The organism is Methylosinus sp. Sm6 (genome assembly GCF_019802345.1).
Classification (GTDB): Bacteria; Pseudomonadota; Alphaproteobacteria; order Rhizobiales; family Beijerinckiaceae; genus Methylosinus.
Map to the genome: position 1 here is coordinate 118,257 of NZ_JAINDZ010000011.1, position 18,847 is coordinate 137,103.

Annotated in this window: 14 protein-coding genes; 4 read left to right on the forward strand and 10 right to left on the reverse strand. The window is 66.9% G+C overall.

The genetic code is table 11. The features are described 5' to 3' along the window. Positions 1-17 precede the first annotated feature (17 nt). Positions 18-461 carry a transposase gene (locus K3F48_RS24850; RefSeq protein ID WP_222575263.1) on the forward strand — a complete coding sequence of 148 codons (444 nt, stop codon included), beginning with the start codon at positions 18-20 and terminating at the stop codon, positions 459-461. 7 nt (positions 462-468) lie between these two features. Here the strand turns inward: K3F48_RS24850 and accC are convergent, their stop codons facing one another. From accC to lptG, 6 genes are all read right to left on the reverse strand, one after another. Beyond that, positions 469-1,827 (reverse strand): acetyl-CoA carboxylase biotin carboxylase subunit, encoded by a 1,359-nt coding sequence (gene accC / locus K3F48_RS09870; protein ID WP_222575264.1) that lies wholly within the window; start codon positions 1,825-1,827, stop codon positions 469-471. Positions 1,828-1,839: 12 nt separating this feature from the next. Further along, positions 1,840-2,364: an acetyl-CoA carboxylase biotin carboxyl carrier protein gene (accB, locus tag K3F48_RS09875; RefSeq protein WP_222575265.1), complete on the reverse strand. Its 525-nt coding sequence runs from the start codon at positions 2,362-2,364 to the stop codon at positions 1,840-1,842. Positions 2,365-2,370: 6 nt separating this feature from the next. Then, positions 2,371-2,814, reverse strand: coding sequence for a type II 3-dehydroquinate dehydratase (gene aroQ / locus K3F48_RS09880; RefSeq protein ID WP_222575266.1), 444 nt, complete (start codon positions 2,812-2,814; stop codon positions 2,371-2,373). A gap of 339 nt (positions 2,815-3,153) precedes the next feature. Continuing rightward, positions 3,154-3,933 carry a DsbA family protein gene (locus tag K3F48_RS09885; RefSeq protein ID WP_222575267.1) on the reverse strand — a complete coding sequence of 260 codons (780 nt, stop codon included), beginning with the start codon at positions 3,931-3,933 and terminating at the stop codon, positions 3,154-3,156. A gap of 44 nt (positions 3,934-3,977) precedes the next feature. Beyond that, positions 3,978-6,665: an LPS-assembly protein LptD gene (locus K3F48_RS09890; protein ID WP_222575268.1), complete on the reverse strand. Its 2,688-nt coding sequence runs from the start codon at positions 6,663-6,665 to the stop codon at positions 3,978-3,980. Beyond that, positions 6,665-7,750 (reverse strand): LPS export ABC transporter permease LptG, encoded by a 1,086-nt coding sequence (gene lptG, locus K3F48_RS09895; protein ID WP_222575269.1) that lies wholly within the window; start codon positions 7,748-7,750, stop codon positions 6,665-6,667. The genes K3F48_RS09890 and lptG overlap by 1 nt, the downstream gene beginning before the upstream one ends. 330 nt (positions 7,751-8,080) lie before the next feature. Here lptG and K3F48_RS09900 point away from each other — a divergent pair, with 330 nt between their 5' ends. Continuing rightward, the gene (locus K3F48_RS09900) at positions 8,081-9,646 is read left to right on the forward strand and encodes a leucyl aminopeptidase (RefSeq protein ID WP_222575270.1); all 1,566 of its coding nucleotides are present in this window, start codon (positions 8,081-8,083) and stop codon (positions 9,644-9,646) included. 220 nt (positions 9,647-9,866) lie between these two features. Here K3F48_RS09900 and K3F48_RS09905 read toward each other — a convergent pair whose 3' ends face one another. The 4 genes from K3F48_RS09905 to K3F48_RS09920 all read right to left on the reverse strand — a co-directional run bounded on the left by K3F48_RS09905 (position 9,867) and on the right by K3F48_RS09920 (position 15,284). Beyond that, positions 9,867-11,099 carry a PepSY-associated TM helix domain-containing protein gene (locus tag K3F48_RS09905; RefSeq protein WP_222575271.1) on the reverse strand — a complete coding sequence of 411 codons (1,233 nt, stop codon included), beginning with the start codon at positions 11,097-11,099 and terminating at the stop codon, positions 9,867-9,869. A gap of 71 nt (positions 11,100-11,170) precedes the next feature. After that, a complete protein-coding gene (locus K3F48_RS09910; protein ID WP_255608796.1) occupies positions 11,171-13,687 on the reverse strand; it encodes a TonB-dependent receptor in 2,517 nt (838 codons plus the stop codon). 114 nt (positions 13,688-13,801) lie between these two features. Continuing rightward, complete coding sequence (locus tag K3F48_RS09915; protein ID WP_222575272.1) at positions 13,802-14,761, reverse strand: FecR family protein; 960 nt, start codon at positions 14,759-14,761, stop codon at positions 13,802-13,804. An 82-nt stretch (positions 14,762-14,843) separates the two neighbouring features. Beyond that, the gene (locus K3F48_RS09920) at positions 14,844-15,284 is read right to left on the reverse strand and encodes an RNA polymerase sigma factor (protein WP_255608797.1); all 441 of its coding nucleotides are present in this window, start codon (positions 15,282-15,284) and stop codon (positions 14,844-14,846) included. Positions 15,285-15,311: 27 nt separating this feature from the next. Here K3F48_RS09920 and K3F48_RS09925 point away from each other — a divergent pair, with 27 nt between their 5' ends. Further along, the gene (locus tag K3F48_RS09925) at positions 15,312-15,458 is read left to right on the forward strand and encodes a hypothetical protein (RefSeq protein WP_222575281.1); all 147 of its coding nucleotides are present in this window, start codon (positions 15,312-15,314) and stop codon (positions 15,456-15,458) included. Between the two features lie 487 nt (positions 15,459-15,945). Continuing rightward, positions 15,946-18,702, forward strand: a complete 2,757-nt coding sequence (gene ppc / locus K3F48_RS09930) for a phosphoenolpyruvate carboxylase (RefSeq protein WP_222575274.1) — start codon at positions 15,946-15,948, stop codon at positions 18,700-18,702. Positions 18,703-18,847: the final 145 nt, after the last annotated feature.

The window sequence follows — 18,847 nt, forward strand, 5'->3', positions numbered from 1 at the left end:
GAACGAGAATCTGAAACATGACCCCTCCCGCCTTCACCAGCCTCGCAGAGGACGAGCCGTCCTCACGGGAGCCCGATCCGCAATTGCGGCCGCTTGCGTCCATGACCGGGCGCGAGCCGGCGCGGCCGGCGGAAACCGCGGGGAACGGCCTCGACGACGACGAATGGACGCTGCTCGCGCCTCTCGTGATCGAGACCGGGCCGAAGCGCGGACGCCCGCCCCGCGATCATCGGCGCGTCCTCGACGGCATTTTCTGGATCGCCGGAAACAACGCCCCCTGGCGCGAGCTGCCTGCCCGCTACGGCAATTGGAGCTCGGTCTATCGTCAGTTCCTGCGCTGGTCGCGGCTCGGCCTGTTCGAGCAGATGATCGACGCCGCCGCGACCGATCGAGCGGCGCTCGCGAAACGTCTCGCCGCCGCCCGGGCGCTCGCCGCGCGCCGGCGAACGCCGGCGCGCTGAGAACCGGTCAGAAGCTCGGATCTATGCCGCCCGTCGCCAGAAAATGCTCGAGCCAATGGATGTCGTAGACGCCGTTCTGCACATCGGCGTTGCGCACCAGCGTGCGGAACAGCGGCAAGGTCGTATCGATGCCGTCGACGATGAATTCGTCGAGCGCGCGGCGCAGACGCATCAGCGCCTCGGTGCGGTTGCGGCCGTGGACGATGAGCTTGCCGATCAGCGAATCATAATTCGGCGGAATCGTGTAGCCCTGATAGGCCGAGGAATCGACGCGCACGCCGACGCCGCCCGGCGGATGATAATAAGCAATGCGACCGGGCGAGGGCCGAAAGCTCGACGGATGCTCGGCGTTGACGCGGCATTCGATCGCATGGCCCCAGAACCAGATATCCTCCTGGCGCATCGACAGCGGCGAGCCGGCCGCGACTCGGATCTGCTCGCTGACGAGATCGACGCCGGTCACCGCCTCCGTCACCGGATGCTCGACCTGGATGCGCGTGTTCATCTCGATGAAATAGAACGCGCCGTTCTCGTAGAGAAACTCGATCGTGCCGGCGCCGGCGTATTTCAACTCGCGCATCGCCCCGGCGCAGATCTCGCCGATCTCGGCGCGCTGCTCGTCGTTGAGCGCGGGCGACGGGCTCTCCTCCCAAACCTTCTGGTGGCGGCGCTGGAGCGAGCAGTCGCGCTCGCCGAGATGCACGGCGGCGCCCTTGCCGTCGCCGAACACTTGAATCTCGATGTGGCGCGGCTTCTCGAGATATTTCTCGAGATAGACCGTGTCGTCGCCGAAGGCGGCCTTCGCTTCCGTGCGCGCCGTCGCAATGGCGACGGCGAGCTCCGCCTCGGTGCGCGCGACCTTCATGCCGCGCCCGCCGCCGCCGGAAGCCGCCTTCACCAGCACCGGATAGCCGATATCGGCGGCGGCGCGCGCGCCCTCGGTCTCGTCGGCGACCGGCCCGTCCGAGCCCGGAACGCAGGGAATGCCGAGCCGCTTGGCGGTGGCCTTGGCCTCGATCTTGTCGCCCATCAGCCGGATATGCTCGGCCTTGGGGCCGATGAAGGTCAGCCCGTGCTCGGAGACGATCTCGGCGAAACGCGCATTCTCCGACAGGAAGCCATAGCCGGGATGGACCGCGTCCGCGCCGGTGATCTCGCAGGCGGAGAGTAGCGAGGGAATGTTGAGATAGGAGTCGCGCGCCGCCGGCGGGCCGATGCAGACGGACTCGTCGGCGAGCTTCACATGCATGGCGTCGGCGTCCGCCGTCGAATGCACCGCCACTGTGGAGATGCCGAGCTCCTTGGCGGCGCGCAGGATGCGCAGCGCGATTTCGCCCCGATTGGCAATGAGGATCTTGTCGAACATCGGCGGCCCGCCCTATTCGATCACGATGAGCGGTTCGCCATATTCGACCGGCTGTCCGTCCTCCACCAATATCGCCGTGACGACGCCGCCCTTGGGCGCGACAATGTCGTTGAACGTCTTCATCGCCTCGATGAGCAGCAGCTTGTCGCCGGCGGTGACGCGCGCGCCGACCTCGACGAAGGGCCGCGCGTCCGGGCTCGGGCGCAGATAGGCGGTGCCGACCATGGGCGATTTCAGCGCGTCGGCGTGATCGGCGGAAGCCGCGGCGGGCTTCGCCGCCGGAGACGGAGGGGGCGGCGGCGCATAGGGCGGCAGGGCGATGGCGCCATGGGCGATCGCCGGCGCCGGCGCCGGCATGCGCGCCGCTCTGATCCTCAGATCGCCCTTCTGGACCTCGATCTCGGTCAGATCGCTCTCGCCGAGCAGCTTGGCGATCTCACGCAGCAGAGCGGCGTCGACGCCGCTGTCGGCGACGGCTTTGGCTGCGACTCTCGGTTTGGCGGGTGGACTGCGTCGCGTCTGGGCTTTGCGCGCCATGATTGCTCAGATCTTTCGTGGTTCTTCGTCGAACAGGGCTGCGAAGGCGAGAACATAAGAGGCCGCGCCGAAGCCGGCGATGACGCCGCGGGCCACGGGCGAGATGAAGGAATGATGCCGAAAGCTCTCGCGTGCGTGAACATTGGAGAGATGGACCTCGATCACTGTCGCGCCGGCGCCCTTGATGGCGTCGTGCAGAGCGATCGACGTATGCGTATAGGCCCCCGCATTGAGAATGACCGGCGCGCCGGCGCGGCCCGCTTCCTGAATCCAGTCGACGAGATCGCCCTCGTGATTGGATTGGCGGAAGACGAGATCGACGCCACGCGCGGCGCAGAGCTCGGCCATCCGCGCCTTGATGTCGTCGAGCGTCGCGGCGCCGTAGACGGACGGCTCCCGCGCGCCGAGCAGATTGAGATTGGGGCCGTTGATGACGTGGACGGCGGGCATGGATATCCTGAACGAAAGACGCGCGTCGCATGAGCGCGCCTCCTTCTAGCCGCATTGCCGGCGCGAAGGAAGCCCTACGCTCCGCTCCCCCAGGGTAATCGGGTGAAGGACGACAGCCCCGTCACCCTCATCCTGAGGAGCCCGCGAAGCGGGCGTCTCGAAGGATGGCGACGGGGAGAAACCTTCGATTGCGCCCCACGGCCGTCCTTCGAGACGCCGCCTGCGGCGGCTCCTCAGGACGAGGAGTGGGGTTTTATCCTTCAACCGATTGCCCTGTCCGCCCCCTCGTCTCCGGCTGGCGGCTCGCTTCGGCCGTGCGAGTCCGACGCGGGTCCAGCATCAGCAGACGCTCTTGCCGCATTTGCGGGTGTTGTCGATCTTGCTCTTGAGCTGCTGAAAGCCGACCGCGCCGACGATCACCTCCTTGCCGAGCACCCAGCTGGGCGTGCCGCTGAGATTGAGGCTGTCGGCGAGCTCGGCCGATTCCCGGAGCGCAGCGCGCGTCTCGTCGCTCTTGGCGTCCTTCTCGAGGCGGGCGGCGTCGGCGCCGAGCTCCTTGGCGACGGCGAGCGCCTGCGCCTTGCCGATGGGGCCGCGCGTTCCGAGCAGCTTGCGGTGGAAGGCGTAGAACTTCTCGGGCTTGAGCTGGAGGCGCAGCGCGGTGGCGATCTCCGCCGCCTCGGTCGAGCCCTGGCCGAGCACGGGGAAATCCTTCAGCACGACGCGCAGCTTGGGATCGCCGTCGACGAGCTTGGCGAGATCGTCGAGCGCGCGTTTGCAATAGCCGCAGTTGTAGTCGAAGAACTCGACCAGGGTCACATCGCCCGAGGGATTGCCGATCACCGCCTGGGCGGCGGAATTGAACAGCTTGTCGGCGGTCTTGTCGACGGCGCGGCTGCGCGAATCGGCTTCCGCGACCTTCTCGCGCCGCTCGAGCTCGTCGATGGCCTCGCGGATCACTTCCGGATTGGCGATCAGATAATCATGGACGATCTTTTCGATCTCCGCTTTCTGCGGCTGGGGCGTGTCGGCGCGCAGAGGCGCAGCGGCGAGCAGCGCGGCGGCGGCCGTCGCGGCCGCGAGGAAAGGTCGAAAATCGGGGACGAGCCGGAAGGCCATGGGAGTCTCCTTGCAGGTTTCGGAGGGCGGCGGCCGCCGCCGGATCAGGGCTGAGAGCGCACGCCGTCCTTGAGCAGAATCGAGCCCAATCCATAGTTGAACTTTGCGTCGCCCAGCGTGCGCAATTGCAGCGAGACCATGATGGTCTGATTGCGCGCCGGCAGCCCCGTCGAAGCCTGGGCCTGATAGACGGACGAATAATTCACCGCCACCGTCGTGCATTCGTCCTTGTAGCCCGCCCCGAGGCCGAGCGCGGCGATCGAGAACAGCGGCGCCGTGCCGGTGACATTGGCGCCCGTCAGAGTGGTAGTCACTGCCGGCGCGCTGGTCAAGGAATTGTAGAGATAGCGGCTCATGTCGAAGGTGACCGAGCCGTTCAGGAAGTAATTCTTGGTGATGTCGTAGCGCCCCGTGGCCGACAGGCCCTGCCGGCGCTGATCGAAGCCGATGACGGGCTGCGAGGCGTAATTGGCGTATTGGACGCTGAGCGTCATCGGATCGAGATTGAGCGAGCCGATGAGATCGATCCGGCGTCCCCTCAGCCCGTCGGGATCGAAACGGCCCTTGGCCACGAAGCTCAGCATGGACGAGGGCGCGAAAGCGAAGCGCCCGACCCAGTCGGAGGTGCGCGTGTCGAGCCCCGACGACAGGCCGACATTGGCCGCGTCCGCGGTGGAATAGCCATTCTTGCCGGCGATCTGGCGCGACTGGCCGACGAGGGCGTTGACGAAGCCGCCATTGGCGAAGGTCAGGGTCGCCTGCCCGCCGTAATTGGCGCGCGTGCCCGTCTCGAACCGGTCGTAGCCCGAATATTTGCTCCATTCGAACAAGTTCGAATCGTCGAACACGAGGCTCTGCGCGTCCATGTTCACGAGCGAGGGAATGGAGGATTGATTGGGCCGCGCGACGACCTGGGCGATCGGCTCCACCACCAGATCGCCGAGCGCGCCGCCGCTCGCGAGGATCGGATAGCGCCATTCGACGCCGCCGCCCGGCGTCGCCTGGCCGCGGAATCCGTTGTCGGCGCCGTAGAAGAACAGCGACTGCGCCGCATTTGGGATGGGCTGCCCCGCGCTGTTGTAGGCGGGATAGACATTGCTGCTGTCGTAGTCGAGATAGGAGCCCGAGAAGCGGGCGAAGGCGAAGGGCGTCCACACGCCGCCGACGGGGTCGATCACCTTGCGCTTCCACGAGCCCATCACGGTCGCATGCTGGTAATCGCCGCCGACGCCGCGCAGCAGGCAGCGGCTCTGATAAGGGTTGGCCGACGGCGCATAGCTCTGGCAGACGTTGTAGAGGCCGTACACGCTATCGAGCGTGCGCGGCTGGATCGATTCGTAATTGGCGATGCTCGCCGAGGTGCTGGTGAAATTGGCGTCGATGTCGATCTGGCCGCCGATGCCGAAGGTCTTCGCCGGATCGACGTCGAAGGCGCGGTTGTAGTCCAGCAGCGGATGCACGATCGGCTGCTGCGCCTGCACGTCATTGGCCGACAGGCCCTGGAAATAGAAGCCGCGCAGATCGAAGTAGCTGCGCGGGCCCTGGCCGGTCAGATAGGCGGTGGACGACGACTCCCGGAAAAAGTAATTCTGATACAGGCTGTTGTATTGCTTGTAGTCCTGCAGGAAGTAGCGGTCGCTGAGCGCCGTCACGTCCCAGCCGAACCGCCATTGATCGTTGATCTGGAATTCGCCGCTGCTCTGCACGGCCCCGCGCCAGCGCTTCTCGCGCGCGCCATAAGGCGCATAGGCGAACGCGCTCGGATCGCCGACATGCGTGCCTTCCAGATTGATCGTATAGCCGCCGTTCTCCAGCCTGTGGCGGAACTGCGCCGAGAGGAACGGCCCCTGCCGCGTGAAGCCGGTCGGCGTGATCGTCAAATCATAATTGGGCGCGAGCGCCCAGTAATAGGGAATGGCGACGCTGTAGCCGAGCTGCGAGCGATAGGTGAGCTGGGGATTGAGGAAGCCCGACTTGCGCTTCACGCTCGGATCGGGAGACGAAAAATAAGGCATATAGGCGATCGGCGCGCCGAGCAGCTCCAGCGAAGCGTCCTCGTAATAGACGACCTTCTCCTCGTGGTCGTGAATGATGCGCTTGGCGCGCACCGCCCACAGGCGCGGCTTGGTCGGGTCGTCGCTGCAGGCGTCGCAAGCCGTGTAGCTGCCGAGATCGAAGATCGTCGTCTCGCCCGAGCGCTCGGCCCGCGGCGCGCTGAAATGGGCGCTTTCGGGCGTCTCCACGCGCAGGCTGTCGATGAAGCCCGCCTTGAAGTCATCGGTCAGGTCGAAGCGGTCCGCATAGACCACCGTGCCGTCGGTCTCGGTCAGCCTGGCATGGCCTTCGGCGAAAACGCGCTGCGAGCCGCGGTCGTAGACGACGCGGTCGGCCTCGAGCGTGCGGCCCTTGTAGAAAATCTTGACGTCGCCGGTCGCCGCGACGCTGTTGCGCGTCTCGTCATAGGCGAGCTCCTTGGCCTCCACCACCATTTTGGCGGGGCTCTCCCGCGGCGGCGCGGCGACAGGCGCGCGCGTCCCGACGTCGCGCGGAGAGCGAGGCTTGGCGTCGACCAGCGGGGAGCCGGCGAGAACGAAGGCGGCGCCGAGCACGAGGGCGAGCGCCGGCCGCACGGCGAAAGGCGTTCGCCGGAGCGGCCAATAGCCGAGCGCCGCGGCCGGCAGGCTACGCCGCTCCGCCTCATGCTCGCGATGACGGCGACGGCGGCGCCCCATCAGCCGTCCTCCGAATACAACAGACTGACTGCGCCCAGCATGCTTCCGACAAGAGCAGGCGACCACGCAGCGACAAGCGGGCTGATGACGCCGGCTCCGCCCAGGTCGGAAAAGAGTTTCGTCACGATATAAAGCACGAACCCCGCCACGACGCCACCCGAAACGGTTCGCGCGATCCCGCCCATTCGAAAGAACCTTAACGAAAAGGATGCGGCCACGAGAACCATGGCGACGAGCAACAGCGGCCGCGCCAAAAGGGTCTGAAACTGCAGGATATAGCCGGTCGGATCGAGGCCGGCGTCGGCCGTCTTCTCGCCGAGTTCGAGGAGGTCCCAGAAGGGCGCGCCCTGGGGCGGCGTCGTCGCCGAGGCGAGCTGCTCCGGCGTCAGATCGGTCGCCAGCAGATAGGAGCCGACCGCGCGCGATTCCTCCCCCGGCGCATTGACCCGCGCCTCCTCCAGCACGAACACCCCGGCGAGCAGCCGGGCGCGCGCCGCCTCGACCCGCTCCAGGAACACGCCGTCCCGGCTGTAGACATTGACGCTGACGCCGGTGAGGCGCGCCCCGCCGGCCTGATAGCTCGTCGCGTGGAGTATAGACGTGCCGTCGACGCCGGTGAGGCGAAGCCATTTGCTGTGATCGACGCGCACGCTGCCCTGCACCCCGAACAGGTCGAGCTCCATCTGGTCCGAGCGCTGCTTCATCACCGCCGACAGAGGATTATACAGCGTCACCGACAGGACGCCGATCGCGAGCGCGACGAAGGCCGGCGGAAACAGGAACTGCCAGACCGAGACGCCCGAGGCGCGCGCGACGATGAGCTCGAGCTTGCGCGTCAGGTCGACGAAGGTCGCCATGGCGCCGAACAGAACCGCGAAGGGCAGGATCGATTCCGCCGTCGCCGGCACGCGCAGGATCGTCATCAGCGCGACCGTATCCGCTCCGGCCTGGGGGATGTCCCCGGCGCGGCGCAGCAGCTCGACGAAATAGACGACGAACATCAAGCAGAACATGGTCGCGAAGATCGCCAAAATGGTCTTGGCGAAGCGCGCGGCGAGATAGCGGGAGAGCGTGAGCCCGATCATCCCGCTCGCTCGCGCTCCGCTTTCGCAAACCCGTCCGCCATCGCTCCGGCCGCAATTCCTCGAAACAAGACTGACGCCCCCGCCCCGCCGGATCGCCGCCGCGATTCCACGGCGGAGTTCGCTAGACCGTCCCCGCGCCGCGCGCAAGACCGGGGCGATCGACGATGGCCGCGCCATGTCGAAGCTGCCTCGCGCTCGAGGCTTTTCCGGGGCGGACGGCGCTTCACATCTTGCGGACGAACGAATTGACCCTCGCCCGTCGCCGGAGGATATTCGGCCGCAACTCGACTCGGCGACGCCGAGCGCCCGTTTCCCCGACGAGAGGTTGCAATGTCCCCCAATGTGAAGTTCGAGGTCGTGAATTTCGGGGAGGCCGAACGGCGCCTCGCGGCGGCTCCGGCCGAGGGGGAGAGGCCGATCACCCTCATCGCCTTCGTCGGCGCCAAGCTGGCGCTGGGCGGCGAGACGAGCACGATTCTGCGCGACGCCGAGCCGCAGATCGCGCGCGCCGCGGCGGCGGCCAAATTCGCCGGCAAGCGCGGAACCTCGCTCGACCTCTATGCGCCCGCCGGCCTCGACGGGGTGGGACGGCTGCTGATGATCGGCGTCGGCCCGGCGGGCGACGGCGACAACGGCGGCGCGAGCCCCGAGCGCTTCGACGACTATCTCGGCCTCGGCGGACAGCTCGCCGCCAGGCTCGGCCAGGGCGCGAATGCGATCGCCCTGTTCGACGTTCCCGAGCCGCCGGCCGACGCGTCTGCGGCCGCCGGGCAGCTCGCGCTCGGCGCCACGCTGCGCGCCTATAAGTTCGACCTCTACCGCACGAAGAAGAAGAAGGACGATCCCGAGCGCGAAGGGGCGAGCGAGATCGCCCTTGCCGTCGCCGAGCCGGAGGCGGCGCGCGCGGCGGTCGACGGCGCGCTCGGCCTCGCCGAGGGCGTCGTCATCGCGCGCGACCTCGTCAACGAGCCGGCCAATGTGCTCTATCCGGAGGAATTCGCCCGCCGCGCGGCCAAGCTCGCCGACCTCGGCGTGGAGGTGGAGATCCTCGACGTGCCGACGCTGCAGACGCTCGGCTTTCGCGCTCTGCTCGGCGTCGGCCAGGGCTCGGCGCATCCGAGCCGCGTCGTGGTGCTGCGCTGGAACGGCGCCGCGCCCGACACGCAGCCCGTCGCCTTCGTCGGCAAGGGCGTCTGCTTCGACACCGGCGGCATCTCCATCAAGCCCGCCGCCAGCATGGAGGACATGAAGGGCGACATGGCCGGCGCCGCCGCCGTCACCGGCCTCATGCACGCGCTCGCCGTGCGGAAGGCGAAGGCCAATGTGATCGGCGTGCTCGGCCTCGTCGAAAACATGCCTTCGGGCGAGGCGCAGCGTCCGGGCGACATCGTCACCTCGCTCTCCGGACAGACGATCGAGATCATCAACACCGACGCCGAAGGCCGCCTCGTGCTGGCCGACGCGCTCTGGTATGTGAAGGACAAGTTCAAGCCCGCCTTCATCATCGACCTCGCGACGCTGACCGGCGCCATTCTCGTGGCGCTCGGCCAGGAGCACGCCGGCCTCTTCTCCAACAACGACGAATTGGCGGGACGCATCCTCGAGGCCGGCAAAGCCACCGGCGAGAAGCTCTGGCGGCTGCCAATGGGGCCGGCCTATGACAAGCTGATCGAATCGAAATTCGCCGACATGAAGAACACGGGCGGGCGCCATGCCGGCTCGATCACCGCGGCGCAATTTCTGGAGCGCTTCGTCGACAAGACGCCCTGGGCGCATCTCGACATCGCCGGAACCGGAATGGGCTCGCCGGCGTCCGACACCAACCAGAGCTGGGCGTCGGGCTGGGGCGTGCGCCTGCTCGACCGGCTGGTGAAGGATTGTTACGAGAGCGCCTGACGGCCGGGGCGGGCGTTAGGAGAAAATCCCGAAAACTTGTCCTGAGCCGCCGCAGGCGGCGTCTCGGAGAACGGCCGCGGAGCGAAATCAAAGGCTTCTCCCCGTTGTCGTCCTTCGAGACGCCCGTGCGCGGGCGCCTCAGGACGAGGATGACCGGAATCGCCCGTTTCCCCTGCTTTCTCCCGCTCTTCCTGTCGAAACCGCCAACGCGATCACGATATCATTTCGCGTCATTGCTCGATTCCACCATCGACACGATCGGCCTCGACACGGCCTGAGCGCGATGGAGCCGCCCGCGACGCTTTTTCCACCAGATATAGACGCCCGTGCCGGAGAGCATGGCGATGATAAGGCCGAGGATAAAGACGAAAATCTGATAGGGCAGGCCGAACACATGCGCCATATGCAGCGCATAGAGCCAGTGCTCGACAGTGACGCCGAGGCGCTCGCTCTTGGGCGGCAGGAATTGAAGCAGCGCGCCCGTGTCGCCGTCGAGCAGGATTCCCGTGCCGCCCTGCGGCGGACGGTCGCTGATGTCGCGATCGCTGCGCATCTCATAGGCGTAAGCGCCCAGACGCTCATGATATTGGAGCGAGAGCGGCTCGCGCGTCGCAAATCCGCGGGCCGCCGCCTGCTCCGCCATCAGCGCCTCGCCGCGCGCGAGCGCCGCCCGCCAATCGAGGCGCGGATGCGCATTGGGCCGCCTGTTCAGCGAGAGCGCCATCTCGCGATAGGAGCGATAATCCGGAAAGACCGCTTTCATCGCCACTTCATAGACGGGCCGCATGTCCATCATGACGCTCGAAAAGGCGAAGACGAACAGCATGGGCCACAGCCACAGCCCGCTCGCGCGATGCAGATCGAAATTGACGCGAAAGGCGCCGCCGCGCCATTTCACCAGCCAGGAGGGCTTCCATCGGCTCCAGAATTTCACGCGCGAGACCGGCAGGGTGAGATAGAAGCCGACAAAACAATCGATCGTCCAGAGCACGGCGAGAATGCCGAGCATCCAGAAGCCGAGATCGCCCATCGCCAGCCGCCAATGCAGATTATAGATGAAGGGCATCAGACTGATCGCGCCTTGCGAGAGATCGCCGCTCGCGCGGCGGCCGAGCTCGGCGCCGGTCCAGGGATCGAGGAACAGCTCGTCGAAGCCGAGCGGCGGATCGCTCTCCTCGCGCGGCGTCATGTGCACGACGATCTGATCCGGCGTCGTGACCGACACTTCCTGCGCGCGGCCGCGGGGGAAGAGCGCTTCGGCGCGCTCCGCGAGGGTCGCAAGATCGAGCGGCGCGACGCCCGGCCGCGCGGTCGCGAAAAGCTGCGGGCTGATGAAGCGCTCCAGCTCATAATAAAAGGCGAGCAGGCTGCCGGTGAGGCCGACGACGACGAGAAACGCCGCCATCGACAGCCCGACCCAGCGATGCAGCCAAACGAAGAATGCGCGTGTCACGTCTCGGCCTCCCCAGCCCGTCGATCCGGTGGACGACGCCGCTCGCGGCGGCGACGTCCGTCAAAGCCCGATCAGAACTCCAGCCGCAGCGACGCGAGGAAGGTTCTCGGCGTTCCGGGCATGATCGTGCTGCGATCCGCCGAGTTCACATAATAAGTCGAATCGAGCAGATTCCTCACATTGAGCTGCGCGGTCACATTCTTGACCCACGGCGCCTCCGGGAGCTGAAAGCGATAGGCGATCATCGTGTTCACGATCGCGTAGGTGGGCAGCAGGAATGTGTTCGCATTATCGCCCTGCCGCTCGCCGACGACCGTGACGCCGCCGCCGAGGCCGAGCCCCTGAAAATCGCCATCGGCCTCATATTTCAGCCAGAGGCTTCCCGAGTCGATCGGCGCATTGACGAGCCTGCGTCCGACATTGTTGAGGGCCGCATCCTGGGTGATGCGAACCGTGTCATGGCTGAAATTGCCGATCACGCTCCAATTGTCGTCGATGCGGCCGGCGACGTCGATCTCGAAACCCTTGCTTTCGATCATGCCGATCGGCGTCGAATAAAGCGAGCCGGGAAGGCGCTGGAGAATGCCGGATTTGACGATGTCGAAATAGGCGAAGGTCGCGGTCAGGCGTCCGTCCAGCAGCTCGGCCTTGACGCCCCCTTCATATTGCTCGCCCTTTTGCGGCGAGAAGGCCGGCTGTCCGGGCGTCGGGCGGGCGTTGGTGCTGCCGAAGGATTGCGAGAAGCTCCCATAGAAGGAAATCCATTGAGCCGGCTGAATGACGACTCCGACGCGCGGGCTGAACGCGCTGTCATACGCCGTGCGATAGGCCGCATTGGCCTCCGCGAAGGAGGATGCGCCGTAGCCCGTGCCGGCGCTCACCCAATCATAGCGTCCGCCCAGAAGCAGATGCAGCCGATCGTCCGCGAATGAAATATAGTCTTGCGCATATATGCCCTTCCAGCTCGTGTGGCCGACGCCATAGAAATTGTTCGCCGGAGCGACATAGCCGGACGTTCTGTAGACGGGATCGTACAAATTCATCGGGGCGACATTGGGCGTTACGCCCGAATATCCGCTGCCCGATGTCCATTCGTTGTAAAAATCGAACCCGATCAGGGTCGAATGCTGGAATGGGCCGGTCGCGAATTTGCCGTGAAGGTCGAGATTCGTCGACAGATAGTTGCGCGGGGCATAAACGTCCCACAGGCCGCTCTTGATGTCGCCCGTGACTTCATCGACCGAGTTGAAAACGGTCAGCCGCTGCGCCCAGATGAGCGACTGATAGCTGAACCGATTGGTGAGGCTCCAATCCGGCGACAGATCATAGGTCCAGTCGAAGCCGATGAATTTGCGGTCCAGCCGGCTCGGATTGGCCGCGGTGACCGAAGGGTCCTGAAGATAGCGGCTGATCGGGACATTGGCGGGCCGATTTCCGACCGCCGGAAGCACATTGTCATAGTCGGAAACGAAGATCGTATGCTGATATTCGGCGTCGACATTCAGCCGGAACTGCTCGGTCGGCCGGTAGGCGAGGGTCGGAGCGAAGAATCCGTCCTGATTGAAGACGAAGTCTCGAAAGGAGTCGCTGCGATCGAACGAGGCGTTCACGCGATAGAGCCATGTCTTGTCGTCGGTCAACGGTCCGGTCGCATCGACGCTGGTGCGCGTCCTGCCCCATGATCCCGCCTGCTCCTGCACAGAGAAATAGGGATCGGCGAGCGGGCGCTTGACGATCAGATTGACGACGCCGCCGGGCTCCAGCCGGCCGAACAGCATCGCCGCCGGACCTTTCAGCACCTCGATCGACTGCAGATTGGCGGTCTGCAGATGAGTCGTGTTCGGCGTTTTCAGATTCTGCCGATAGATGCTGGCGCTGGGGAGGCCGCGGATCGTGAAGCCGTCGTAGAATAGATCGCCGTTGGGCTGAACGCTGCTGACATTGCCGACGATGCCGTCCTGGACCGAAATGGCCCCTTGATCGTCCAGCGCCTCGCGCGGCACCACCTGAATGCTGAACGGCGTCTTCAATATCGGTATGTCGGCCTTGCCGGCGACCGAGCCCCCGGTGACATTATAGCCGGTGAAGCGGCCGCCGAGCCCGGCGCCGTGCTGGCTGTCGCCCGGAGCGCTCGCGCGCTTGTCCGTTCGCTTCTTCTCTTCGGCTCCGATGTCGATCGTCGGCAGCGCCTCCGCGCCGCCCGCGTCGCTGCGGGTCGTGTCGTTCTGCGCGAGCATGATCGTCACCGCGCGCCCCTCGGGGTCGATGCGATAAGCGAGGCTCGTGCCGGTCAGCAGCTCGTCGAGCGCTTCCTCCAGCGTGCGCTTGCCATGCACGCCGCGCGCGAAGACGTGGCGGGCGATGGCGGCGTCGAAAACGAGATGCGCTCCGGTCTCGTCGGCGAGCCGGCTCAGCGCGTCGGCCATCGGGCCGGGCGCGATCTCATAGGTCTGCGGGGTAATGCTGGCCAGCGCGGGTCCGGCGTCGATCGCCAGCGCTGAAGGGCCGATGACGGCGAGGCCGATCGCCGCCGCCGCGCCGGTCCGATTGCCCCGGCTCGAATTCCTGCCTTTTTTCCACGACCCCATCGATTGGCCTCCCGCTGCCGCGGCGCGGGTCTTCGCCTGCGCCGCCCCTCAAGACGCGCGAAATCGAAAAACAGGAGTCGATTATTCGAGATTTTTCATACTGTGACTTTTTTGTCACGACGAATGCAGCAGGATCAGATAATCGCCGAGCCGCGTCGATTTGAGCCCGAGCGATTTTTCGATCGCGCGCAGCGCCTCCAGCGGCTGATCGGTGCGGAACACGCCGGTGACGCGGCGGTCGCGCAGCGCGCGGCCGGCGATCAGCACAAAGCCGCGATGATAGCGCGCCAGCGCGGCGACCACCTCGCCGAGCGGCTTGTCGTTGAAATAGAGGCGTCCGCGCCGCCAGGCGGTCACCTTGTCGGGATCGACGGCGTAGGAGTCGAGCGCCGGCAGGCCGGGGCCGTAAGCGGTCTGGCGGCCGGCCTCGACGCGCACGCCGGCGCCGGCGCCGGTCACCTCGACGGCGTGCTCGGTTACCGTGACCTCGGTGCGGGCGTCGCTGGTCGCGATGTCGAAAGCGGTGCCTCGTGCGGAAATTTCGCCGCCGGCGGCCTCGACCACGAAGGGGCGGCTCGGGTCGGGCTCCACCTCGAACAGCGCTTCGCCGGCGAGCAGCGTGATCCGCCGGCGGTCGCCGCCATAATGGAGCGCGAGGGCGGAGCCGGCGCCAAGATGCGCGTGCGAGCCGTCGGGCAGAGCGAGGGTGCGCAATTCGCCGGTCCCAGTGCGAATGTCGGCGCGCAGCCACAGCCACAGCGGGTCGAAGCCGAGCGCCAGCGCGAGGCCGATGGCGGCGAGCGCCGCCGCCGGGCGCGTCCAAGAGCGGCGCGGCGCCGGCCGCGCGGCCTCGACATGGGCGCGGGCCAGCGCCTTGGGCGCGCGCTCCCAATCGCCCCAGACGTCGCAGGCCTCCTCGAAGGCGGCCTCATTGCGGGAATCGGCGGCGAGCCAGGCGCGGAACGCCTCCAGCTCGGCGCGCGACAGCGCCCCGGCGTCGAGCCGTACCCACCATGCGGCCGCGGCGTCGAAACGCTCGGCGTCCTCCTCCTCCTCGGCCCGGCGGCTGCTCATCTGGCGGCGTCGTCTCCTCGCGGCCTATCGCGGCCGTCGAGCATAAGACGCGCGAGGCGGCGAAAACAGGAGGTCGCCGCACTCATCTCAGCGCCCCGCGCAAGAGGCGGAAGGCGGTGCGCAAATGCTTCTCCACCATATTGCGGGAGATGCCGAGCCGGCGGGCGATCTCCTCCTGATGCAGATTCTCGAAGCGGCGCAGGACGAACACCTGCCGGCAGCGCGGCGGCAGCGAGTCGAGCGCGGCCGTGAAGCGCGCCAGCGTCTCCTCGGCCTCGAGCCGCGCCGCGGGCGAGAGCGAGGGGGCGAGAAGCGTGTCGACGTCGAGCCCGCCGACAATGGCCTCGCCCTCCCTGCGCCGTCGGCGGGCGTGGTCCCTGGCGAGATTGGCGGCGGTCGAGCGCAGCAGCGAGCCGGCTTCCCGCACGCTCCCGCGCTCGGCGAAGCTCAGCACCCGCATGATCGCCTCCTGGGCGAGATCGGGCGCGTCGCGGGGACCGACGCGCCGGGTGAGAAAGCGCATGAGGTCGCGCGATTGGCGCGCGAGCGCGTGACGAAGCGAATTATCGTCTCGGTCGGACATGGGCGGGTTTCGAGCTGGAGCCGCCGCGTCGAGGCCAATGTCGGGGCCGCGGCAAAAAATGCGCGCAAGGACGGCTTCGCAGCCGCCATTCAGCGGACGCGCGGCGGCGCCTGAGAGGACCAGCTGCTCGCCCATCCGGGCGGCGCGCGGCCGAGGCGCGCGGGGGCCGGCGCGGGCGCGGCTAATGGCGGCGGAGCCGGGACGCGCAGGACCGCGCACGCCGGCGCATCCACAACGGCGCTCACCGCGTACAGCAGACAGCGATCGGCGCAGGGCGCCGAAGGCGTCGCCGGCGTATCCTCGCCGCCGCCGCAGGCGGCGGCCGCGAGGCCAGGGCCGGCATGCGCGCGCAGGGGCGACAGGGCGAACGCCTGGAGAAGGACCAGCACAACGGCGGCGAGCGTCGCGACGAGGCGACGTGACCGAGAACGCGAGGAGCTTGAGCGCGAGGAGAGGGCCGCCATCGCGAAACAGCATAGCCGAAGTCGCAGGCGGAGGGAAACCGCCCGCCCTCTCGTCTATTCCGCCCAGATGTGCTGATATGGTGGGGGAAATTCTCGCGCGCGGCCGGCCGCGCGCAGTTTTGGGAAAAGCATCCGACATGCAGGTCGAGAACGACGCCGCCGATTTCAGCTCCCCCGCCGCGCTCAGCGACCAGTCCCTGCTCGCCGACATTCGCCTGCTCGGCCGCCTGCTCGGCGACACGGTGCGCGAGCAGGAGGGGGCGGCCGCCTTCGAGCGGATCGAGACCATCCGTCGCCTTTCCGTGGCCGTGAGCCGCAATGGCGACATGGAGGCCGATCAGAAGCTCGACGCGCTGCTGCGCTCGCTCTCGGCTACCGAGGCGCTGACCGTCATCCGCGCCTTCAGCTATTTCTCGCATCTCGCCAATATCGCCGAGGATCTGCATCCGCTGCAGCAGGAGAACGGCAAGGAGCCCGGCCTCGGCGCCACCTTCGCGCATTTGCGCAAGGCCTCGATCGGCGTCGGCAAGGTCGCGCAGGTGCTCTCCAACGGCTGGGTGTCGCCGGTGCTCACCGCCCATCCGACCGAGGTGCGCCGCAAGAGCCTGCTCGACGCCGAGCACGCCATCTCCGCCCTGCTGATCGCCCGCCAGCATGCGCGGAGCAAGGGCGAGCTCGCCCGCAACGAGCTGCAATTGCGCGCGCGCGTCTCGCAGCTGTGGCAGACGGAGCTGCTGCGCGAGGCGCGGCTGACCGTGCGCGACGAGATCGCCAACACGCTGAGCTATTACCGCACCACCTTTCTGCGGCAGATCCCCCTGCTCTACGCCGAGATCGAGGAGCGGCTCGACGGCTTGCGCATTCCGCCCTTCCTGCGCATGGGCACATGGGTCGGCGGCGACCGCGACGGCAATCCCAATGTGCGCGCCGAATCCCTGGTCACGGCCCTGCGGCTGCAGAGCGAGACGGCGCTGCGCTTCTATCTCACCGAGGTGCACGAGCTCGGCGCCGAGCTCTCCATCTCGCGCCGCTACGCCGGCTGCAGCGAGGCGCTGGAGCAGCTCGCGGCGCGCTCGGGCGACGACAATCCGCATCGCGACGACGAGCCTTATCGCCGCGCGCTGATCGGCGTCTATTCGCGCCTCGCCGCGACGCTCGAGGAATTGACCGGCCAGCAGGCGCAGCGCCATGCGGTGGCGCCCGCCAATCCTTATCCGAACGCCCGCGCCTTTCTCGCCGATCTCGAGATCATCGACGATTCGCTGCGCTGCCATCACAGCGAGGTGATCGCCTCGCAGCGCCTGGAGCCGCTCATTCGCGCGGCGGAAGTGTTCGGCTTCCATCTCGCCACGGTCGATCTGCGGCAGAGCTCCGACCGTCACGAGGAGACGATCGCCGAATTGCTCGCCGCGGCGCGGGTGACGGAGGACTATGCCGCGCTCTGCGAGGAGGAGAAGCAGCAGCTGCTGCTGCGCCTGCTCTCGGACCCGCGTCCGGTGCGGCTCGTCGACGCCAGCTATTCCGACAACACCGCGAGCGAGCTCGCCATCTTCGAGACCGCCGCGGCGATGCGGAAAAAATACGGCCGCGAATCGATCCGCCATTACATCGTCAGCCATACGGAGACGGTGAGCGATCTTCTGGAAGTGCTGCTGCTGCAGAAGGAATGCGGCCTCTTGCGCGGCACTCTGGCTCCCTGCGACGCCTCTACCGTCGCCGCCGATCTCATCATCGTGCCTTTGTTCGAGACCATCGGCGATCTGCGCAACGCCGCCGGCATCATGCGCGACTTCTACGCTTCTCCCGGAATCGTGAAGCTCGTCACCAATTCCGGCGCGCAGCAGGACATCATGCTCGGCTATTCCGACAGCAACAAGGACGGCGGCATTTTGGCGAGCATTTGGGAGCTCTATCGCGCCTCCACCGCGCTGGCGGAATTTTTCGCGGGGCTGCCGTCCATCGCCATGCGGCTGTTCCACGGGCGCGGCGGCACGGTGGGGCGCGGCGGCGGCCCGAGCTATGACGCCATTCTGGCGCAGCCGCCGGGCACGGTGAACGGGCAGATCCGCCTCACCGAGCAGGGCGAGGTGATCGCGGCGAAATACGCCAATCCGCAGATCGGCCGCGTCAATCTCGAGCTCTTGGTGGCCGCGACGCTCGAGGCGACGCTGCTTTCGCACAGCAAGACGCCGCCGCAGGAGTTTCTCGACGCGGCGGCCGATCTCGCGCAATGGGGCATGGACGCCTATCGCGGCCTCGTCTATGAGACGCCGGACTTCGTCGATTATTTTTTCGCCTCGACGCCGATCTCCGAGATCGCCGCGCTCAACATCGGCTCGCGCCCCGCCTCGCGAAAACCCTCGCGGAAGATCGAGGATCTGCGCGCCATTCCGTGGAGCTTTTCATGGGGGCAGGCGCGTCTCGCCCTGCCCGGCTGGTATGGATTCGGCTCGGCGATCGCGCGCTTCCTCGAGGGCGACGACGGCGCGCGCCTCGCGCTGTTGCGGCGAATGAACAATGAATGGCCGTTCTTCCGCACGCTGCTCTCCAATATCGACATGATCCTGTCCAAGACCGATCTGTCGATCGCCCGCCATTATGCGGGCCTCGCGCCCGATCACGCGCTCGCCGAGCGCATTTATGGGGAGATCGAGGCCGAATGGGGCAAGGCCAATCGCGCCCTCGCCGACATCACCGGCTCGAGCCAGCGCCTCGCCGACAACCCGGCCCTCGCCCGCTCGCTGCACCACCGTTTTCCCTATATCGCGCCGCTGAACTATCTGCAGGTGGAGCTGATCCGGCGCTATCGCGGCGGGCAGACGGGCGAGGATATTCGGCAGGGGATTTTGATGTCGATCAATGGCGTGGCGGCGGGGTTGAGGAATACCGGGTGAGGGTTCGGTTCGGTGGTCGCCCATCCCCCACGCATGCCGCAGTCTGCGAGGCGTGGATGGCCGGGACAAGCCCACGGCTGTCCGGTTCAAGATAGGCATAGTATTATCTCGTATTGGCGTGGGTCCGGCTTGTTATTCGGCGTCG

Bases quoted from the DNA above. Each gene is read 5' to 3' on its own strand.
- K3F48_RS24850 (WP_222575263.1), top strand. From the start codon at position 18: ATGACCCCTCCCGCCTTCACCAGCCTCGCAGAGGACGAGCCGTCCTCA.
- accC (WP_222575264.1), bottom strand. From the start codon at position 1,827: ATGTTCGACAAGATCCTCATTGCCAATCGGGGCGAAATCGCGCTGCGC.
- accB (WP_222575265.1), bottom strand. From the start codon at position 2,364: ATGGCGCGCAAAGCCCAGACGCGACGCAGTCCACCCGCCAAACCGAGA.
- aroQ (WP_222575266.1), bottom strand. From the start codon at position 2,814: ATGCCCGCCGTCCACGTCATCAACGGCCCCAATCTCAATCTGCTCGGC.
- K3F48_RS09885 (WP_222575267.1), bottom strand. From the start codon at position 3,933: ATGGCCTTCCGGCTCGTCCCCGATTTTCGACCTTTCCTCGCGGCCGCG.
- K3F48_RS09890 (WP_222575268.1), bottom strand. From the start codon at position 6,665: ATGGGGCGCCGCCGTCGCCGTCATCGCGAGCATGAGGCGGAGCGGCGT.
- lptG (WP_222575269.1), bottom strand. From the start codon at position 7,750: ATGATCGGGCTCACGCTCTCCCGCTATCTCGCCGCGCGCTTCGCCAAG.
- K3F48_RS09900 (WP_222575270.1), top strand. From the start codon at position 8,081: ATGTCCCCCAATGTGAAGTTCGAGGTCGTGAATTTCGGGGAGGCCGAA.
- K3F48_RS09910 (WP_255608796.1), bottom strand. From the start codon at position 13,687: ATGGGGTCGTGGAAAAAAGGCAGGAATTCGAGCCGGGGCAATCGGACC.
- K3F48_RS09915 (WP_222575272.1), bottom strand. From the start codon at position 14,761: ATGAGCAGCCGCCGGGCCGAGGAGGAGGAGGACGCCGAGCGTTTCGAC.
- K3F48_RS09920 (WP_255608797.1), bottom strand. From the start codon at position 15,284: ATGCGCTTTCTCACCCGGCGCGTCGGTCCCCGCGACGCGCCCGATCTC.
- ppc (WP_222575274.1), top strand. From the start codon at position 15,946: ATGCAGGTCGAGAACGACGCCGCCGATTTCAGCTCCCCCGCCGCGCTC.